Origin of the sequence: Clostridium sp. YIM B02569 (assembly GCF_022320765.1) — a bacterium.
GTDB classification, from domain to species: Bacteria; Bacillota; Clostridia; order Clostridiales; family Clostridiaceae; genus Clostridium; species Clostridium beijerinckii.
The window spans coordinates 35,807-54,714 of sequence record NZ_JAKJJX010000004.1; the positions used below are offsets into that span (position 1 = coordinate 35,807).

Genomic DNA, 18,908 nt, shown 5'->3' on the forward strand with positions numbered 1-18,908 from the left:
AGAAATGACGAGTACAATAACAGACGTTGATACATCGGAACATAGTCTTATATATGCAGCTCTTATGCCAGCATGTTATGAATTATCTTATCAATCTTTAATGCTAGATGAAGTTACTAAAAGAGTATTTGCTAAAAGTGCGCTAGAAAATGGTTATTATGATGATTTAAAAAATAGATGCTTAGAAATGGGGATAGAGCAAAAGCTTGCTACTACAGCTACTGGAACTATTAAAATTACTGGGAAAATAAATTCAAGACTTCCAAGTGGAGTATTAGTTTCAACAGCACTCGGAATAACATATTTAACTCAATCAGATGTAATAATCAATTCTGACGGCATAGGATATACAGGAATTATAGCAAGTGATAAGGGAAGCAAATATAATGCTAATGTTGGAGATGTTAGCTTATTACCAGTTAAATATGAAGGGATATATGGAGTTACTAATGAATCAAAAATTGATAATGGTTATGATGATGAAACCTATGAAGCATTATATCAGAGATATTTAACTAAGGTACAAACTCCAGCTACCAGTGGAAATAAATATCACTACAAAAATTGGGCTCTTGAGGTAACTGGTGTTGGCAGTGCTGATGTTATTCCACTATGGGATAAAAGCAATGGATTAAATGGTAATGGTACTGTTAAAGTGATTATTACAAATAGTAATTATAGAGCTGCAAGTGCTGATTTGATAAAGGCTGTATATGATCATATTGAAGAAGAAAGACCTATAGGTCCGATAGTAACTGTAGTTTCAGCAGAGGAGCTTATATTAAATATTTGTGCGAAAATCGAGTTTGATTCGTCTACTTATGATTCTAATACTTTAAAAAATAATATATCAAGTATAGTATCTGATTATTTAAAGAACGTTGTGTCGTCACCTAAGAAATTAAAAGAGATAAGTATAATGAAGATAGGAGCATTAATTCTAAGTGCTACTGGAGTAGATGATTGTACAAGTGTATCCATAAATTCTTCAACTGTAAATATTCCTATAGCTGATAATCAGTTACCTGTATTAGGTGAGGTGATGTTTAATGTTACTTAGAGAATATGTACCACCAGTTTTGTGTAATGAAAAAATATTTAGCAGAATATATTCAACACAACAAGAAAAAGTTGATGGCATAAATAATGATATACAAGATTTAATAAATCAATGCTTTATAGATACTGCCACATGGAGCTTATCAATATGGGAAGAGGAATACGGACTTAAAACAGTAATAGACGATACTTATGAAAATAGAAGAAATAGAATTAGAGCTAAGAAACGAGGCACAAGAACAACAACAAAAGAAGTAATTAGAGGTATATGTAATAGCTTTGTTGATAAAACAACAATTACAGAATATGGTCCACAGTACTATTTTGACTTATTGTTAAAAAGTTATAGTGGATTTCATAATTATTTACAGGATCTTATGGAGATTATTGAAGAATTAAAACCAGCTCATTTAGGAGTAGCATATAATTTGATGGCCGTAACTCAATCTAATATGTATATTGCATTAGCTGGATTTTCAGGAGAAATTATTAAAACATATCCATGGACACCGAATGACATAGAATCTAAACTAGACTATTATGTTCCAACATTCCAGCCTTCTAGTTTAGAGAAAATAAAAACATATCCTAAGGAGGCGATTTAATGTCAGAGAAATTCTATAGCTTGCTGACTAATATAGGAAAAGCAAAAATTGCTAATAGTGTTGGGCTTGGAACAAAAATTAATTTTTCGATAATGAAGGTAGGTGATGGCGGAGGCTCATACTACGATCCTACTGAAGATCAAACAGATTTAAAAAATGTTGTTTGGCAAGGTAATATAAATCATGTTGAAATTGATGAGGAGAACTCAAATTGGATAAATATTGAGGTGATGATACCTTCAACAGTCGGAGGATTTACTATACGGGAATATGGGGCCTTTGATGAAGAAGGAAATATGTTAGGAATATGTAAGTGTGCTGAAACTTATAAACCTGTGATTGCAGATGGCTCAACAAAGGAATTACTTTTAAACTTGGTATTAGCAATTTCGAATACTAGCACTGTTAGTCTCAAAGTAGATCCAACAATAATATTTGCTAAGAAGTCAGAAGTTGAGCAACTAAGAGCAGATATTAATACACAATTGTCAGATATGGTGTATCAAATAGCAGGTGGAACGGCTACAGCACTAACACTTACAATTAGAGGATCGCTAGTAAATGGATATCCAATAACTTTTATAGCAAGTGGAAGTAATGGTGGAGTTGCCACTAAAATAAATGGAAAATCAGTATACAAACCTGGAACAACTACACCACCAAATTTTATTAAAGATAAAGCATATACTGTATGGTATAACTCGATAAGTGATTGTTTTTTTATCAAAGCTAGTGCAGAGGGTGACGCTGATGTTTCTCATGTACTAGCAACTAAAAAATTCAGTAATGATAATGATACAGGATTAGTCGGAACAATGCCTAATAATGGAGCTATAAATTATAGTATGCCTATAAATGGGAGTTTTACTATTCCGTTAGGTTATACTACTGGAGGAAAAATAACACAAAGCATAACTACAAAATCCGCACAAACCTATAATCCTAGTACAATTGCACAAACAATTGCAAGTGGACAATACTTAAGTGGAGTCCAAACTATAGCGCCAGTAACAGGAAATGCCACAATTAATGATGTCGTGTCAGGCAAAGTATTTAGTAGTGCAAGTGGAATTAATTTAGTAGGACAAGCAACAATACAAAGTTTAGGTGGTTACAAATTTAGTGTAGGAACTTACGTTATAAATATATCTGGCAAAGACACTAGCTTTATAAGCTCTGAAATTAGTGTGAGTTTAGGGTATCAACCACTTTATTATGTGGGATGGTTTGTACCTAATAATCAATCGGGTGCTATGGCACAAATGAGAATTGTATTGCCGAATTTAAACGCCTATATGGGTGGAGAAGTATCTGCGCCAAGCGTAGCACACGACAGTTGGATTACAAGAGCTAGGGGGGATTATGGTGATTTTTTAGATGCAACTACCACTGGTTTTACAATTAAAACTATCGTTAGCAATGGGACTGTTTATTATTTTGCTATCTATTAATGAGGAGGGATAATATGAAAGGATTAATAATTTATGATAATTTAAATAATGTATTTGTACAAATGACTGGGACTGATTTTAAAATACCTGAAGGTGAGCTACATAGTCTTGTAGTAGAAGTGCCTGATGGTAAAACACTATCAGGTCTTGATACTAGTGCTAATCCACCTGTAGCAATAATTCAAGATGCTCCTAAAACAGACATAGAAAAATTACAAGAACAAATAGAAAGTTTAATACAAGCAAATGCAGAATTAACAAGCATAGTAGCAACTATGGAAACTACTAATGCTTAGTACAATAAATTTAATTTTAGGGAGAGTGTTTAGAATGCAATTTAATAAAAACAGTGGATGCGTAAAAGTATGGGTAACATTAATAGTAGGTGGCACTTACGAATATAAGGATGTTCCTAATCTTTTAAATCTACAAGAACAAGTGAAATTAGTTCTTGTAGATATGGGAGCTATGGAAGATTCAACTACAGAAAGCACTGCATCATAGGAAAATAGGAAGTAGTAAATAAATTTGAAATGTGATCAGGAAGCAGGAATTTTAGGGTTATTTTAGGTTGCTTAAAAAGGGTATCAGAAATTTATATCGAAATAAAGGTAATGAGGTGGTAAGAATATGGATGACTTAATTGCTTTTATTTCAAAATTTCAAGGAATATTTGGAACATTACTAGGTTCTATATTTGGTGTAATTACAACTCTTATTACAACACAGCTAATAAAAAATCTCGGTAAAATCCAATTTTATTTTTATGATTATGAGATTAAATATCATAGGTATAATCAAGAAGAATATGATATGGAGGTTATAGAAGATGCGGCTAAAGCCGAATATGGTAATTTTAAAATGAGAATGCAACTTTATAACAATTCAGAAATTATGAAGATATTAAGGGATGTTAGTATAGAATTTGAATTAGAAAGTAAAGTAATATGTTTAAATTTGCATAATTCAGAATTAACAGAACGTACACAATTTCATACATCAACTAAAGATATAACAATTATTAATATTCCCCCAAAACAAATAATTGAATTCAATGTTGATGGAGATATTGATAGAGAAATTATTAATGAATTTGTTGGCGTAAAAAAAGCCTACTTTACGGGAATTAATCACAGAAATAAAAAGATAAAAAAATTAATAAAAGAATTTTAGAGGCATTCTTCAATAAGAATGCTTTTTATTATGGAGGTAACTGAGTGTTAGAGATATTTATTACAATGATTGTAACAATTGCAATAACCTTGCTGTTAATGATTGTATGGAATGACGTTTCTGGAAAATTGTATTTTAAGAAACAAATTGAAAATAAACTCGGTAAAAAAATAAAATTTAGAGATATTAAATAATCATGAAAAAGACTTACTGAAAGTCTTTAATTATTGTCATTTCCTATATTAGAATTCTGAAATAAGGCAGGTGTAATATGAATGAAGAATTAATCAGGCATGAAATAGAAACTCATGACAAAAGGCTTAATAATCATGGAGATAGGCTTGATAAGCTTGAACAGGATGGAAGAGAACTAAAGACAGAGCTTAAGAACTTATGTGAAAATCTTAAAAACTTAACCAGTATGATGAAGTGGTTTATAACTGCAATTGGAGGAGCCTTAATAAGCTTCTTTTTTTACGCAGTCCAAACAGGAATATTTAATAAGTAATTGGAGGTATGTAAAATGATAAGAACAGCATTAAAGTTAATTATTAAGGTATTAGAGAGTAAATTAGTTAAAAGTGGAGTGGAAGAAGTAATATTAAAGAATAAAAATTATATTACTGTAGGTAAGGCTATTTGGAACATAGTAGATGAGAATTTTAGAATAAGCAAAACTGTAGAAGAAAAAGTATTATCTAAGGCAGATGAATTTGATAAATTGTTATTAGCTAAGTTTCCAGAGCTAAGCCAAGATGATGTAGCAGAAATTAGGCAAGCAATAGCAGGTGAAATAAATCAAGGGAAAGCTGCAGTTGTAGATAATTCTGAACTAATTAAGCAATTACAAGATGACAACATGAATTTAAAAGCTGAATTAGCAGTATTAACAGAACAATTAAGCAAAGTACAAGCTTTAGTTGTTACACCAGGAAGTACAGATGCAGTACAAACAATAGCGTAGTTTTTAGAGTGGCCTTTAGAGGTTGTGCTTATTTTTTTATTATAGAAAGGAAGATATGAATGAAAGGCATAGATGTAAGTAATCATAATGGAAACATAAATTTTAACCAAGTAAAGGCAGCAGGAGTAGAGGCTGTTTATATTAAAGCTACAGAAGGAACAACATTTACAGATAGTTATTTAGATACTAATTATTCAAATGCACATTATGCAGGATTAAAAACAGGATTTTATCATTTTCTAGTTGGAACTAGTGAGCCAGAAACTCAGGCTAACAGTTTTTATAATGCTATAAAGGATAAAGCTAGTGATCTCATTCCGATGCTAGATGTAGAAACTAATTTTGATGGACTAATGGATTATGTATTAAGATTTATTGCTAAATTCAAAGAGTTGTCTAATATGCAAATTGGCATCTACACTTACACTAGCTTTATGGATAACTTAGATAACAGAATCGCTGGCTACCCACTATGGGAAGCAAACTATAACAATACTCCATGGAAATTAAATTCTAATTTCTTTACTAATAGAGTGGGGCACCAATATTCTGAAACAGGATCAGTAATTGGAATAAGTACTGATTGCGATATGAATGAGTTTAATGAAGGAATATTAAATAAAACTACTGGATATGTAAGAACTACTTATCTTCCAAACGGATATAGAGGGGATGGAAGTTTTATCGGTGTAGATATGGAATATGTGCAAGAATATTTTAAAGATATTCGTATTTATGCAAATTCAAATGAAAAGGGAATTTGGATTGAAACTCAAAACTTACCTATGAGCAAATGCTTGGAGTTAAAAGATATACTAGGAAGTTGGTTTTTTGATATAAAATAGTTTTTAGGGCATGGGAGTAATCCTATGCCCTTTATTTTTTGTCTAAAATAAAGGAAAAATAGCTTTTGGAGAGAATTAATAATTTATATAAGAAGAAATTAATAGAGAAAATCTGTTTTCAAAATTAATTTTAATTAATAAAATAATACTAAGGAGTTAAATATTATGTGTACTAAATCAGGAAAAATAATCTCTTTTATAAATATGAAAGGTGGAGTTGCGAAAACTACATTATGCTTAGGTATTGGAGAATATCTTGCTCATGAAGAGAAATATAATAAAAAAATATTATATATAGATATGGATCCTCAATTTAATACAACACAATCTTTAATGGATGAATATAATCTGGGAGAGGTATATTTAAATGAATATTATAAAACAAAAAATGTAAGAAAGATTTTTGAAACTCCAAATACAATTGCAGAAAAACCAGTGTTACCTGGACCAGAAGAGGTTATAGTGAAACTAGATGATAATATAGACATAATACCAGGAACAATTAATCTTATTTTTGAAGATACAAATAGAGATGGTGGGAAAGTAAGAAGGTTAAAAAAATTTATTAAAGATAATAAATTAAGAGAAAAATATGACTTTATTTTAATCGATTGTCCACCAACAATATCTCTATATACAGATTCAGCGCTTATAGCATCAGACTTTTATTTAGTACCGAATAGAATAGATAGATACTCTATGTTAGGAATAAAGCTTTTAAAGCAAGTAATTGATAGACTAGAAAGTGATAATGATTTGGGGATTAAGCCATTAGGAATTGTGTATACGATGGTTAGTGACGAAAGCCGTAAGACTACTTTATTGAAAGAAGCATTTGAAGATAATGATATAGTTAACAATATTGGTCTTTTCAGAGGAAAGACAACATGGGTAAGAGACTTATTGGTTGGTTTGCAAGGAAATATAGCTTCAAAATATAAAAAATCAAGAGAAGATATCGAAGTTATATGTGATGAATTTTTAGAAAGGATAGAGATAAAATGAACAGTATAGTAAATCCTTTAAACATAAAAGAAGTACTACTTAAATTAGAGAGTCGCAACTTAGAGCATTCTGAATTTATTGGGATAGTGTATTGTATTATTCATTCAAAAGAAATTTTCCACTACAATAGAGATATAAATCCTTTCTTAGAGGAAGTGTTTGGATTTAAATATCTACAATATGTATTAAATTCAAGAACTTTACTATCTGCCAAAATTGCTAAATATGTTTTGAAACTCGACAATGAGCAAGCGAATGAGATGAGAATTAATTTAATTAAATATTTAAAGCCAATTATAAGTGATTCTGGACAAGCAAATAAAAATAAAAAGAAAAATGCAAATGATAAATTAAATATTTGGTTAAAGGGATTGTAGATATATGTTAAATGAATATGATGAAATAAATAAAATCAAAGAAGAATATAAAAAATATATATCACTCTTAAATTCAAAGAAACAATTGCCATTAGAAAATGATTTGATTTATATTATTAAACTGATATTATTTAATAAACAGTTTTTTATCAAATGCGATTCAGTTAATATGTATTATAAAAATCATATGATATATGATTTATTGATGATTATTCATTCTTTAACGAATAATTCAGTAATTAATTTTTATCAATTATACCGTTCTTTTATAGAGAATTATATTAGAGCAATGCTAGATTTGCAAGATAACGATGAAACTGGAGTTAATGCTATATTTAAACTGTTTGAAGATAAATATAACATTAACAATAATAATAAAGAGTTTATTGCCTATATAAAAGGAGAGTATTCAATTGCATGTGATTATGTGCATAGCAATTTGAGATCTAATGTATCGGTATATTTATTTTATAAAGATATACTTGAATCTGATGAAATGAATGAAAAAAACCTGAAAAAGTTGATACTAAAGATTAAAACGTTATTAATTAAAATAGTGAAATTTAGTATAGATGTAGATATCTACAAAATTGATTCACTATATTACAGACAATATATGCAGTTGGAATTCTTAATTGGAAATAATTTATTTAAACATTTTAAAAATAAAATAAATGAAATAGAAAAGTAGTAGTAGCAGGAGAAATCCAACTACTACTTATTTTTTTTGATTATTTTATAAATTGACCATTAAAGAATCCAATTTGAGCTCCATAAATGTGGACTTTATTTAACTGGAAGTAAAATCTGATTTTTTGCTTACCAGTAAGATCTATTGACACATCTTTTAACATATCTCCAGATGAAATATCTGTTTTATAAATGTCCTTATCATCAACAGATATTTTAACTAAACCATCTTCCAAATTACTTTGATAATCTTTAGTAAGACCTAATTTAGCATTAAATTTTTTGTATTGACCATTTAAAGGAAACTCAATATAAGAATATGAATCATTTGTAGTAGCGTACAAAGTTAGAAAATTAGTATATTCATTATTCAAGTTGTCAAGTACTGTATCTGGAAAGTACTGAGGATTAACAATATTAAATATTGGGTCAGAATATCGATATGATCCTGATAGATTAGAATGGAAATCCATATGTAACAAATCAGCGCCCCAATAACAAATTCCAGAAGTTTTTGCCTGTCTAGCACCAGTACTGTCAATTGGATATCCATCAACTATAGTATCGTGAGCCATATAACCATTAGAATCAAAATGGTACCATTTATTATCAATTTGTTTCCAACCTAAAGCATAGTAAGGTGTGGTAAATGTAGTATACCACCATCCGGTATTATCTTGTTTCCAAGCAGCGCTTGCAGAAGTTTGTAACATACCTATTATACTCGTTGTAATAAAAATAGAAATTAAGCTTTTAATAATTAACTTTTTCAATTTAAATCCCCCTATAAAATTATTAACTTACTTAAATTTTACAATGTTTTACCTTTATATACAATAGGAGGAAAAATGCAATTAATATGGATTATTCTATAATGGCATGTTATTATAATTATATCCATTATATTATTAGAAAACACCAATAAAGGTAGATTAGGTAAAGATACTTGGTCTATCTTTTATTTTTTTACAAATTTATTTCCTAAATTTATGAAAAAAATACAAAAATACGTTGACTTATTATACTATCGATAGTATAATAAAAGTATAGAAAGGGGTGAGGAAATGGCAAGAAAAAAGAAGAAACCTAAGGGACTAGATGCAAAAGATTTAATACAGCTAATAACAGTCTTGACAAACTTAGTGATAGCTATAATAAATCTAGTAATTGCATTACACAAGTAAACACTAGGAAGGGTAAAGCCCTTCCGCTCCCAAAGTTTCTTCTTAATAATTATAGCATAAATAATATTAAGGAGGTAGAGAATATGAATAAAATTCAAAAGTTGACTCTAGCATTAAGCATTATAAGTATAGGAATAAGTTTAGTAACGTTGATAATATTATTATATAAATAAGGAGGTATTTATAATTGGAAGAAAAGAAGAACCCACAAACAGAAGCGAATAAACGTTGGCAAGAAGAAAATAGAGAGAAAGCTAGGTATCTAAGGAATAGATCTACGGCTAGAAGCTTTATCAAAAAGCAAGCAACGTTAGAAGATATTGAGGAATTAGAAAATTTAATAGAAGAAAGAAGAAAAGAGTTATAGAACATAAAAAAGGCAGCGACCTAAGTCACCACCAGTCCATTTTGCAATTTTATTATACCTATAAGGAATGTTTAATTCAAGAGTAAAAATAAATATAAAAAGAGATAGCAAAAATAATGAGAGTGCTATCTCTTTTTGTGTGTATAATTTCTAGGTTTGAGCAATCATATTATTTGGACAACATTAAAAAATATATATTAAAGCTAATGAATAATAACATTAAAATTACTGCTAAATCCATTCGAATACAACTTTCTTTCATACTACACCTCATAATTTATTTCTTATTATATTTGACAAAGATACCAAATAATATACAATTATTATATAAAAAGGGCAGGGGGTAGTAATGCTATGGGAAATCAAATAGAAATGATGTCAAAAGAAGATTGGAGAAAGTCAACAAAAGTAAAAACAAATAAGAAGAAAAAGTATAAAAGTATCAGAAATATTGTTTTAGTATTCATATTTTGCATAGGTATTTTAGGTTCTATTTTTATGAATTATGGCAAAATTATGATGGAGGTAACGAGGATGAAAGCCATAAAGTATTCGGAAAAAGAAGTTGAAAAATATTTGAGTTCACCATCTACTGCAAAGTTTCCAAGTTTTATATTTAACTCAGAAGATATCAAATCAGAATTATATAGTGAAGATGAAGAGGGAACGACTTGGGTAGTAGGAGGTTATGTTGATTCTCAAAATTATATGGGAGCTATGGTTAGAAAAACATGGGCAGTAGGAATAAAATTTTATAATGGTGGAGAGAAATATGAAATACTAAGTATAGATGTGAAATAAGAAAAGAACATATTAAATACGTAATGTGAGATAGAATAAATGGATTTATCAAAGAATTAAGTTTTCCACACAAGTGGGGAAAGATGATTTCATTCTAGAAAGTTTATTTTATCTATTAGGGATGAAAACTAAAGAGGATAAAATTTATGAAGATCCGCATTAGATGCGCTATTGTACAGAAAGAAACAATTATTGGACTTATAATGAAGAACTAAGATCAAAAAAAATTTAAAAATAAAATTTAGCTTTTTTAGTGTGAACAGAAAAACATTTAACACATTAATATGAGAGTGAACAATGTAAACAAAATTTTTTGAGTTGTTCACTCCTTTGTTCACACTTCAAGATAAGTCATATCAATCATTAAAGTGTTGTTGTGTACAATGTGAACATAATTATATTATATATTATTATTTATATAAATAGGCATATATACGTATATACATATATGCCTAATACGCGTATATACATATATAGAGAAATTATGTTAACATTGTTTACATGTATTATCTTGCTAAGTATGTACTTATCTTTTTTCTTTTAGGAATGATAAGATTTATATTTTTGCATTTAGGTAATAGGAGCATCTGTTCCTATATCTGTTAATAATCCTTTTGATTTTCCAGTTGGCATAGTATAGCGTTGATCTAAATATCTCAAGGCAGCACTTAATTCTCCATCAGGACCACCATATTGGGTTACCAATAATTTTGCCATATTAAGATCTTTGCATTTTAGATTTACTGGATATTCTAATGTTTTTACATAATACCACATAAACTCTTATTCCTCCTCCCTGCTACAATTTTCCCAAGGCCATGGTGTACTTACCCAAGCTTTTGGATTTTCTACATATGCAGATCCAAAGTTTGTTAATGGACCAAAGTTTTTTTCGTATGCGCTAATTAGTTCAGTTAACTTACAAGATACCTTGTTGTAATCTTCTTTAGCGTTTTTATCTTCAGGAAAATTGTCGAGGAATAGGTTTAGCTCTACAGCACAAAACTGATAAACTCTTATACTATTTAGCATGTCTCGTTGGTTCATAATATTATATCACCTCTCGTATTTGATTTTCTTGTATTCAAATTCATATTCATTTTCATGTTCATGCTCATGTTCATGATGATCATGGTCACAATCATAGGCTTTATGATCATGTTGTTTTTTATATGGTCTGTAAAGGTCTTTAAATATTGTTCCTTTTACAAACCCTTCTTTGCAAGAATACAAATTTTCATATTTTTGAGGTAATATATATGCGCGTGCATATTCGTATTTTTTTGAATACTCTTTGGAATATTCTTTTGAGTATTCTTTTGATTTACACATACAGTCATCATCGTCGCGTCTGTACATAAGGGTTAACACTCCTTCATTTGTTGTTCATTTATATAAGTATCTTATGCGTATTATGAAATAATGTGATAATTTATAAAATATATTTTGAATTTTTGATACTTATTGTCTTAAAATGTTTATGAAGAATCATGGTATAAAAATAAAGGCAATAGTTAGAAAAAACTAATCACTGCCTTATTCTTCTTTTAGTTAAATATGACTATCTTTAATTGAAACAAAGTAATCGCTATTTAAACCGTATTTTTCGAGTATTTCAGGAATTGTTTTATCATATTTCATTTCATCTATTTTTTCATTTATTGCTTTTGCTAAAGTAATATCATTTTTCCTAACAGCGGCAGCTATCTTACCAGGGGATTCAGGAGTATAATCTGTTGGAGGTAATACTTTCAAATATAAATTATTTTGAGAGATCATATATGAAGCAAAAATAGAATCAGTTATTGCGGCATCTATTTTTTTAGTACTTACTGCTGATAATAGATCATTTTGATTTTTAAATGAAACTACATCTTTGACAACACCTTCTACCTTCCATTTATTGGCTAGATCTAAAAAAGCTGTTCCTACTTGTGCACCTATTACAACATTTTTAAAATCTTCCTTAAAGACAATTTTTGATACTTTAGGGGTGATTATTGCTTCAGATTCTTTATACAATATGTTTGTAAACAATGCTTCGTTTTTTCGTTCATCTGTAACATACATTCCATCGGCTACTATATCTATGCTATCATCTGCATTTAATTGTTTTAATAAATCGTTAAATGGAATTTGCTTCATTTCTACTTTGTTTATTCCAAGCCTTTTAGCAGCTTCTCTTATTATTTCTGCATCAATTCCAGTAAATTCTTTAGTTCTTGGATCTATGAAGGCAAATGGAATATCATTTGAAGATGCAACAACCAGTACACCTTTTTCTTTTATTATTTCTAATCTATCTTTTGATACTTCATTATTCGGTATATTAGCGCCACAAAATATTAATTGAATAATAATCATTAATAACATAACAAGAACAAGCAATTTTTTACGAATTTTCATATACTAAATTTCTCCTTTTTATTATTATCTTAACTTAATATAAATTTATTCATTAAAGAGACTTATAATATATATGCTGCAATTTAAAATGTATAATTCACGATTAAGACTAAGAGTCTTTAAATATTTTTGGAATATATATTAAATCAAAAGATTTTTTGTAATTAAGGTTATGTTAAGAAAAAGAAGGTATAATAAAGGGTGGTAAAAATCTCAATAAATAGTTATGATATAGATAAACAAATCATAACTCTAGGAAATTATTTATCTTATAATGTATTATTTTGTTGAAAAAGAGGAATTTAAATCTGATTAGCGAATAATAAATAATAATAGATTTGACTTATAGTCAAACAATAAATATATGGGGTGAAAGTCCGAATGAAATGTCTAGTAGAAATAAGCAATGATTTCTCATCTTGGGATGATTTTATATCGACTATAAATGAAAATCCAACAGCGAGACAAATTACATTAGAGTCATGGAAAAGATGCGAGAAGTTAGGAATGAATCCTAAGGAAGTGAAATTTGAGTTTTTATCAAGTAGAGATGTTGAAAAAAAGAAAAAGGAAAACTCTAAATTAACAGAAATATCAAACTTGTATATGGATTCACTATCTATGAGTTTAGCAAATATTCCACACATAATTGCTTTATCAGATAATGATGGATGGATCATTGAGTTTAGAGAAAAGACTGAAGAACTGGGTGGAATAATAGAAGGTTTTTCTCTTGGGGTAAATTGGTCAGAAGAAAATATTGGGAATAATGGAATAGGCACTGCATTGGCAATGGGTCAGCCAATTTTGGTTTATGGGGCAGAACACTATGGTATGCCTGATTGTAAGTGTGGATGTATAGGCGTGCCAATTATAAATAATGAAAATGTCATAGGGGCAATTGGAATAAGTGTTCCAGTTGAACATATGAATCCGGTAAAATTACACTCTTTTATAGCTTGTATAAATTCAATTGAGACAGCCATGAAATATATTAATGATAAATTTAGTAACACATCAACTGGAATCAATTTAGCTGCAACAAGTGAATTAATTGCAACAGCTGTTCACGATCTTAAAAATCCACTATCTGTAGTTAGAGGATTAGGTCAGCTTGGCATAGCAACTTCAGATAAAGCTAGGATGGACAATTATTTTAATAGAATAATTAATCAAGTTGACGAAATGAATGATATGGTAATGGAACTTTTAAGTATATTTAAACCAGAAGAGCTCACACCACAGAAGGTAACTCCTCTAATAAAAGATGTTTTAAACTCTTTTCAGCCTATTTGCAATCATAAAAATATAAAGTTATCATTGGTAGATAATGTAGATGAATATGCGAACATATCAAAGAAGCTTTTAAAGAGGGCAATAGAGAATCTTATAAACAATGCAATTCAAGCAATGGATATTGGTGGGTCAATTGAAGTTACAACTGAAAAATATAAAAATTCCATACTCATTATAATTAAAGATACAGCTGGGGGAATTCCAGAGGAAATAAATGAGACTTTATTTGAACCTTTTTCTTTTAGAAGAAGTGGAGGAACAGGACTTGGCTTGTTTATGGTCTATCATACAATTACTAATATTCATAAGGGTAAAATATGGTTTGACACAGAGCTAGGTAAGGGAACAACATTTTTTATGAAGCTACCAATAACAAGAAATGTTGAAAATATATCAGTTAAACAGTTCGAGTTGATTTAATTAAATTAAGTTTTCATATAGTGCTATATTGACTTAGATAAAATTAGAATGCTATAAAAAATGTTTGAATAAATTTATAAATAAAGTTTAACATTTTCTGAAACTAACGGTATTTTGATGTATCATTAAAATAATAGTAAAACGATATTTTGTGTATCACTAAAATAATAACAAAGTGAAAGGATTAGATTTATGTCAAAAGTATTGAAATTAATAAAGTACTTTTTAGGATTTATTGCCCTTACGGGTTTAATTTATACATTTATTTATTATTCTGTGATAAGTAAATTAACTACATAATTAGAAAGTATCTGTAGCAATGCACATTTCACAATTCACAATTATGGTTAAAATTATTGCAAGATTTTTAGAACTATGATTAAGAATTATTTTTGCAACCTATATGATGATAATATTTTTGGAATTTCATTAAGCTAATGTTAAGGTATTGTAAGTATAATAAAACTTGTAAAAAAGTTTTTTTCATTTTTATTTCTTAAATATGGATATCCAACTTTAACACTAGACTTATGTGGTAACTTACCGAAATCATAAATATTTTGATTCCGAAAAGCTAAGAACCTTTAACAGCTCACTTTCAAATGTTTTCTCCACAAATATATTTATGATTTCTAGTGAAGATACGACTTTAAGTCTTAGTAACTTTGTAAATATATTCATCTAATAAGTTGAATTACCTATAAGGCTATATTTCAATATAATGTTGAGATATAGCCTTAAAAATCATCAAAAGTTTAGTGGCTAAATTTAGTAGAAAACCATTATAACTTTTCTACATAAATCATTCTCTCTACTGGAGTTGAAGCAAGCTTACGGCCAGTAGGTTTAACATATTTCTGAGCTATTTCCTCGTAACTTATATCCTCAATTACTTGCCAACCATACTCTTTAAGAAAATTTGGCCATGTTTCTGGCTCCATGCCAAAAAGCCAGATATTATTTGTTACATAATCTTTATACATCTTATCCCATCCATACATATTGCGGCCTTCTATAAAATCTTTAAGAACATAAGTGAAAGCAAGACGGCTACCTGGTGCAGATTTAGCAAGAAAGTCAAAAGTTGCTCTAATTCCATCTTCAGTTAAATATTGCGTAACACCTTCCCATATAAAAAATGTCTTCTTATATATTGAGTATCCATAAGAAGACAATATGGTACTTATATCTTCATGGTCGAAGTCTATTGATACGAGTTTTATATTTGACGGAATGCTTGCGAATATCTTATCAAGCTGGGTTTTCTTAGTTTCAATGTTTTTAGGCTGGTCTAGTTCCCAAACAGGAACGTGTGACAGTTCTTGTAATCTAAATGATCGAGTATCAAATCCAGCGCCTAAATTCACTACCGCTTCGATATCATTAACTGAATCTATTAATTTTTCATCTATATATTTCTTTCTACACATCATGCAACTCCAGAGACCTGGGAATGTTTTTTCGGTTATTCTAACCATCCAATTCCTGACTGAATTAATACGCATTATCTTTAAAAAGACTCCGCCAGAAGGTATTAATCGATGTGCCAAGTTATCCACGATAATGCGTTCCTCTTGTGGAAAATATTGTTCTATAGCTACAATTGATATTGGGCCTGAACCTGTTTTACCTGCTGCTTTTGCCATAATATGCACCTCCTTATACTTAATAAAGCACTATGATTTTATTTAGTGAAATTGCTTTAAAGATTTAAAAGTTATTATCAATTAATACTATGATGCTAATTTTTCTTTCATTTTATGTAATAATGACGTAATAGTAGATTACTATTATTTGTTAGACTATAGTTTTTTAATAGCACTTATTATAACATAAGTTACAAAATATCACTCAAGAATACATACATCTGCTCTCTATTTTTAAGTCTTTTATTTTGATATACGAGTGTGCTACATTGCTTTTCGGAATCAAAATATTTATGATTTTGGTAATTTATATGCATAAGTTCGGGTCCAAGTTGGGGTATCTATATAGATAAACAACTTAAGAATTTGATCTATACTTTGCAATAAATACCATACTAGAAAGTAGAAATATTTTTATGCAACAGGCATTGAAAATGAGCTGTTAAAAGCTCTTAATTGTAGGTTGTTCAACTAATGCTTGTCACAATGAAATTGGGAGCAAGCATTAGTGGTGCAACCTGCAATTTAGTACTTTCAGCGAAATTTTCATAGTCCTGTGAAATAACAAAGTTTCTACTTTCGGCGGATTATTGCATAAGTCTAAGTTATACATTGTTTATCCATAATTATTTTTCAAAAAGGTATTTACAAATAAAGTTAATGGAGTTAATATTAATACATAGAATCAAATTGATATTATCTAAATGATAAATAGTAAGTAAAATAAATTTTCTAATATATAGAGGTGGGTAAGTTGAATAAAGAACTATTAGATAAAAATGAAAGAGAATTTTTAAGTGAATATGATGTAAATATTTATGACAGGCCAAGTGTTACAAATGATATTATTATATTTACAACTGGTGATAAGATAGAAGAGAATTCAAGAAAAGTACCAAAGAAGGGAATGCAAGTTTTATTAATTAAAAGAGATGATTATCCTTATAAAGGAAAGTGGGCAATTCCAGGAGGCTTTGTTAAAAATGATGAAAGTTTGGAAGAGGGGGCGTTAAGGAAACTAAAGGAAGAAACAGGAATTGATAATGTATATACTGAGCAATTATACACTTTTGGAGAAGTTAATAGAGATCCAAGAACGAGAGTAATAAGTATAGGAAATATAGCATTAATATCGAAAGAAGATATTAGATTTGGTGATTATAAAGATAGGAAAGAATCAAAGTGGTTTTGGGTAGAAAAAAATTTAGTTGATTCTAAAAAAGATGAGACGCATACCATAAATAAATATATTCTAAAATTTGAAAGTGAAGATGAAGAAATAAAATTTAATTATGAAATAATAGAAAAAATAGAAAGAACTATTTTTAGGAAAAAGGAAAATAGTTATAAGACGTTAAATGAAAGTAATAATGAATTAGCTTTTGATCATTATAAAATAATAGATTATGCAGTAGACAGAATTAGAAATAAAATAGAATATACGCCAATTGCACTAAATCTTTTGCCTAGATTATTTACAGTTAAGGAACTTCAAAATGTATATGAAGCAATAATGGGAAGAGAAATCTTGAATTTTAGAAGAAAAATGGAAGATATGATTATAGAAACTGATGAAAAAATAGAGGGGAAACCTTTTAGACCGGCTAAAGTATTTAAGTTTAATGAAAACTGGGAGCACAATTTTTAGACTAAATGTAAGTTATTAATAAAATTTAATGATAGAGAATTGAGATTTTATATGAGAGGGGATAATTAAATGATTTTTTTAAATGACAAAGAAATAGAGGTTAAAAAGTTTCCTAATGGGGAAAGTTTAATAAACAGCCAAGAGTTAAACATTAAAGAATGGGTAAATAACATTAAACTCAAATTTGAAAGTGATAATGATATAACTCATTTGATATTTTTAAAGGATCATTTGGATGAATTAAATATTAAATGTAATCTTATAATTCCTTATATGCCTTATAGCAGAATGGATAGAACAGAAGGGTTTACTGTATTTACCCTAAAGCATTTATGCAGACTTATTAATAATTTAAATTTTGAAGAAGTATCAATTTATGAACCACATTCAGATGTATGTGTGGCATTGCTCGATAGAGTTAAAGTTATAAATATGTCCGCAATATTAGCAAAAAATTTATTAGAAAAAGTAGATGATAAGAAAGATTCAGTTTACTTAGTTTATCCAGATGCAGGTGCAGCTAAAAGATATGGTAAACAAATTCAATATGAAAAAATATTAACTGCAAACAAAGAAAGAGATTTTAAAACAGGGTTTATAAATAAGCTTGAAATAAACGGAACTGTAGAAAGTAAAAAATTTAAAGCTATTATTGTAGATGATCTATGCTCTAAGGGTGGAACATTTATTTTAACAGCTAAAAAGCTTAAAGAAATGGGGGCTTCTGAGATTTATTTGGTAGTAACACATTGTGAAGATACAATTTTTAATGGAGAAATTTTAAAGACTGATTTAATTACTAAGGTATTTACTACTAACAGCATTTTATCTAAAGAGCATGAGAAGCTTGAAATATCCTCTATTGTATAACTTAGACTTATACAATAATCCACCGAAAGGAGAAACATTGTTATTTCACAGGACTATGAAAATGTTTCTACTTTCTATTATGATATTTAGTGCAAAGTATA

Annotated in this window: 23 protein-coding genes and 1 pseudogene; 18 read left to right on the forward strand and 6 right to left on the reverse strand. The window is 28.8% G+C overall.

Annotated features, from left to right (window positions below):
- Positions 1-4: 4 nt before the first annotated feature.
- The 13 genes from L3B96_RS04505 to L3B96_RS04565 all read left to right on the forward strand — a co-directional run bounded on the left by L3B96_RS04505 (position 5) and on the right by L3B96_RS04565 (position 8,170).
- Complete coding sequence (locus L3B96_RS04505; RefSeq protein WP_238858984.1) at positions 5-1,060, forward strand: baseplate J/gp47 family protein; 1,056 nt, start codon at positions 5-7, stop codon at positions 1,058-1,060.
- Positions 1,050-1,664: a putative phage tail protein gene (locus L3B96_RS04510; RefSeq protein WP_238858985.1), complete on the forward strand. Its 615-nt coding sequence runs from the start codon at positions 1,050-1,052 to the stop codon at positions 1,662-1,664. Before L3B96_RS04505 ends, L3B96_RS04510 begins: the two co-directional genes overlap by 11 nt.
- The gene (locus L3B96_RS04515) at positions 1,664-3,115 is read left to right on the forward strand and encodes a phage tail protein (protein ID WP_238858986.1); all 1,452 of its coding nucleotides are present in this window, start codon (positions 1,664-1,666) and stop codon (positions 3,113-3,115) included. The genes L3B96_RS04510 and L3B96_RS04515 overlap by 1 nt, the downstream gene beginning before the upstream one ends.
- A gap of 14 nt (positions 3,116-3,129) precedes the next feature.
- Positions 3,130-3,411: a hypothetical protein gene (locus L3B96_RS04520; protein ID WP_238858987.1), complete on the forward strand. Its 282-nt coding sequence runs from the start codon at positions 3,130-3,132 to the stop codon at positions 3,409-3,411.
- Positions 3,412-3,445: 34 nt separating this feature from the next.
- On the forward strand, positions 3,446-3,619 hold the full coding sequence (locus L3B96_RS04525) for a hypothetical protein (protein ID WP_238858988.1): 174 nt from the start codon (positions 3,446-3,448) through the stop codon (positions 3,617-3,619).
- A gap of 126 nt (positions 3,620-3,745) precedes the next feature.
- Positions 3,746-4,288, forward strand: a complete 543-nt coding sequence (locus L3B96_RS04530) for a hypothetical protein (RefSeq protein ID WP_238858989.1) — start codon at positions 3,746-3,748, stop codon at positions 4,286-4,288.
- Positions 4,289-4,332: 44 nt separating this feature from the next.
- Complete coding sequence (locus tag L3B96_RS04535) at positions 4,333-4,482, forward strand: hypothetical protein (protein WP_238858990.1); 150 nt, start codon at positions 4,333-4,335, stop codon at positions 4,480-4,482.
- Positions 4,483-4,559: 77 nt separating this feature from the next.
- Positions 4,560-4,796, forward strand: coding sequence for a hemolysin XhlA family protein (locus tag L3B96_RS04540; RefSeq protein WP_077853697.1), 237 nt, complete (start codon positions 4,560-4,562; stop codon positions 4,794-4,796).
- A gap of 15 nt (positions 4,797-4,811) precedes the next feature.
- On the forward strand, positions 4,812-5,252 hold the full coding sequence (locus L3B96_RS04545; protein WP_238858991.1) for a hypothetical protein: 441 nt from the start codon (positions 4,812-4,814) through the stop codon (positions 5,250-5,252).
- Positions 5,253-5,311: 59 nt separating this feature from the next.
- Positions 5,312-6,097, forward strand: coding sequence for a GH25 family lysozyme (locus L3B96_RS04550; RefSeq protein WP_238858992.1), 786 nt, complete (start codon positions 5,312-5,314; stop codon positions 6,095-6,097).
- Positions 6,098-6,262: 165 nt separating this feature from the next.
- Positions 6,263-7,102 (forward strand): AAA family ATPase, encoded by an 840-nt coding sequence (locus L3B96_RS04555; protein ID WP_238858993.1) that lies wholly within the window; start codon positions 6,263-6,265, stop codon positions 7,100-7,102.
- Positions 7,099-7,479: a hypothetical protein gene (locus L3B96_RS04560; RefSeq protein ID WP_238858994.1), complete on the forward strand. Its 381-nt coding sequence runs from the start codon at positions 7,099-7,101 to the stop codon at positions 7,477-7,479. The genes L3B96_RS04555 and L3B96_RS04560 overlap by 4 nt, the downstream gene beginning before the upstream one ends.
- 4 nt (positions 7,480-7,483) lie before the next feature.
- On the forward strand, positions 7,484-8,170 hold the full coding sequence (locus L3B96_RS04565; RefSeq protein ID WP_238858995.1) for a hypothetical protein: 687 nt from the start codon (positions 7,484-7,486) through the stop codon (positions 8,168-8,170).
- Between the two features lie 40 nt (positions 8,171-8,210).
- Here the strand turns inward: L3B96_RS04565 and L3B96_RS04570 are convergent, their stop codons facing one another.
- A complete protein-coding gene (locus L3B96_RS04570) occupies positions 8,211-8,942 on the reverse strand; it encodes an NPCBM/NEW2 domain-containing protein (RefSeq protein WP_238858996.1) in 732 nt (243 codons plus the stop codon).
- A 598-nt stretch (positions 8,943-9,540) separates the two neighbouring features.
- Here L3B96_RS04570 and L3B96_RS04575 point away from each other — a divergent pair.
- Positions 9,541-9,720: a hypothetical protein gene (locus L3B96_RS04575; protein WP_236894696.1), complete on the forward strand. Its 180-nt coding sequence runs from the start codon at positions 9,541-9,543 to the stop codon at positions 9,718-9,720.
- Positions 9,721-10,074: 354 nt separating this feature from the next.
- A complete protein-coding gene (locus tag L3B96_RS04580) occupies positions 10,075-10,521 on the forward strand; it encodes a hypothetical protein (RefSeq protein WP_238858997.1) in 447 nt (148 codons plus the stop codon).
- Positions 10,522-11,106: 585 nt separating this feature from the next.
- Here the strand turns inward: L3B96_RS04580 and L3B96_RS04585 are convergent.
- The 4 genes and pseudogenes from L3B96_RS04585 to L3B96_RS04600 form a co-directional block, all read right to left on the reverse strand.
- Positions 11,107-11,298, reverse strand: a pseudogene (locus L3B96_RS04585) (manganese catalase family protein); the annotation flags it as partial.
- Positions 11,299-11,304: 6 nt separating this feature from the next.
- Positions 11,305-11,568 carry a spore coat protein CotJB gene (locus tag L3B96_RS04590; RefSeq protein WP_039771905.1) on the reverse strand — a complete coding sequence of 88 codons (264 nt, stop codon included), beginning with the start codon at positions 11,566-11,568 and terminating at the stop codon, positions 11,305-11,307.
- A gap of 9 nt (positions 11,569-11,577) precedes the next feature.
- Entirely contained in the window at positions 11,578-11,880 is a 303-nt protein-coding gene (locus tag L3B96_RS04595) for a spore coat associated protein CotJA (RefSeq protein ID WP_077831691.1), read from the reverse strand.
- A 192-nt stretch (positions 11,881-12,072) separates the two neighbouring features.
- Entirely contained in the window at positions 12,073-12,927 is an 855-nt protein-coding gene (locus tag L3B96_RS04600; protein ID WP_238858998.1) for an ABC transporter substrate-binding protein, read from the reverse strand.
- A 381-nt stretch (positions 12,928-13,308) separates the two neighbouring features.
- Here L3B96_RS04600 and L3B96_RS04605 point away from each other — a divergent pair, with 381 nt between their 5' ends.
- Complete coding sequence (locus L3B96_RS04605) at positions 13,309-14,643, forward strand: ATP-binding protein (protein WP_238858999.1); 1,335 nt, start codon at positions 13,309-13,311, stop codon at positions 14,641-14,643.
- Positions 14,644-15,425: 782 nt separating this feature from the next.
- Here L3B96_RS04605 and L3B96_RS04610 read toward each other — a convergent pair.
- On the reverse strand, positions 15,426-16,289 hold the full coding sequence (locus L3B96_RS04610; protein WP_238859000.1) for an SAM-dependent methyltransferase: 864 nt from the start codon (positions 16,287-16,289) through the stop codon (positions 15,426-15,428).
- Between the two features lie 754 nt (positions 16,290-17,043).
- On the opposite strand from L3B96_RS04610, the gene L3B96_RS04615 reads away from it, so the two are divergent.
- Both L3B96_RS04615 and L3B96_RS04620 read left to right on the forward strand, forming a co-directional pair.
- Positions 17,044-17,937 (forward strand): NUDIX domain-containing protein, encoded by an 894-nt coding sequence (locus L3B96_RS04615; protein WP_238859001.1) that lies wholly within the window; start codon positions 17,044-17,046, stop codon positions 17,935-17,937.
- 69 nt (positions 17,938-18,006) lie between these two features.
- The gene (locus L3B96_RS04620) at positions 18,007-18,807 is read left to right on the forward strand and encodes a ribose-phosphate pyrophosphokinase (RefSeq protein ID WP_238859002.1); all 801 of its coding nucleotides are present in this window, start codon (positions 18,007-18,009) and stop codon (positions 18,805-18,807) included.
- The last annotated feature ends 101 nt before the right edge of the window (positions 18,808-18,908 follow it).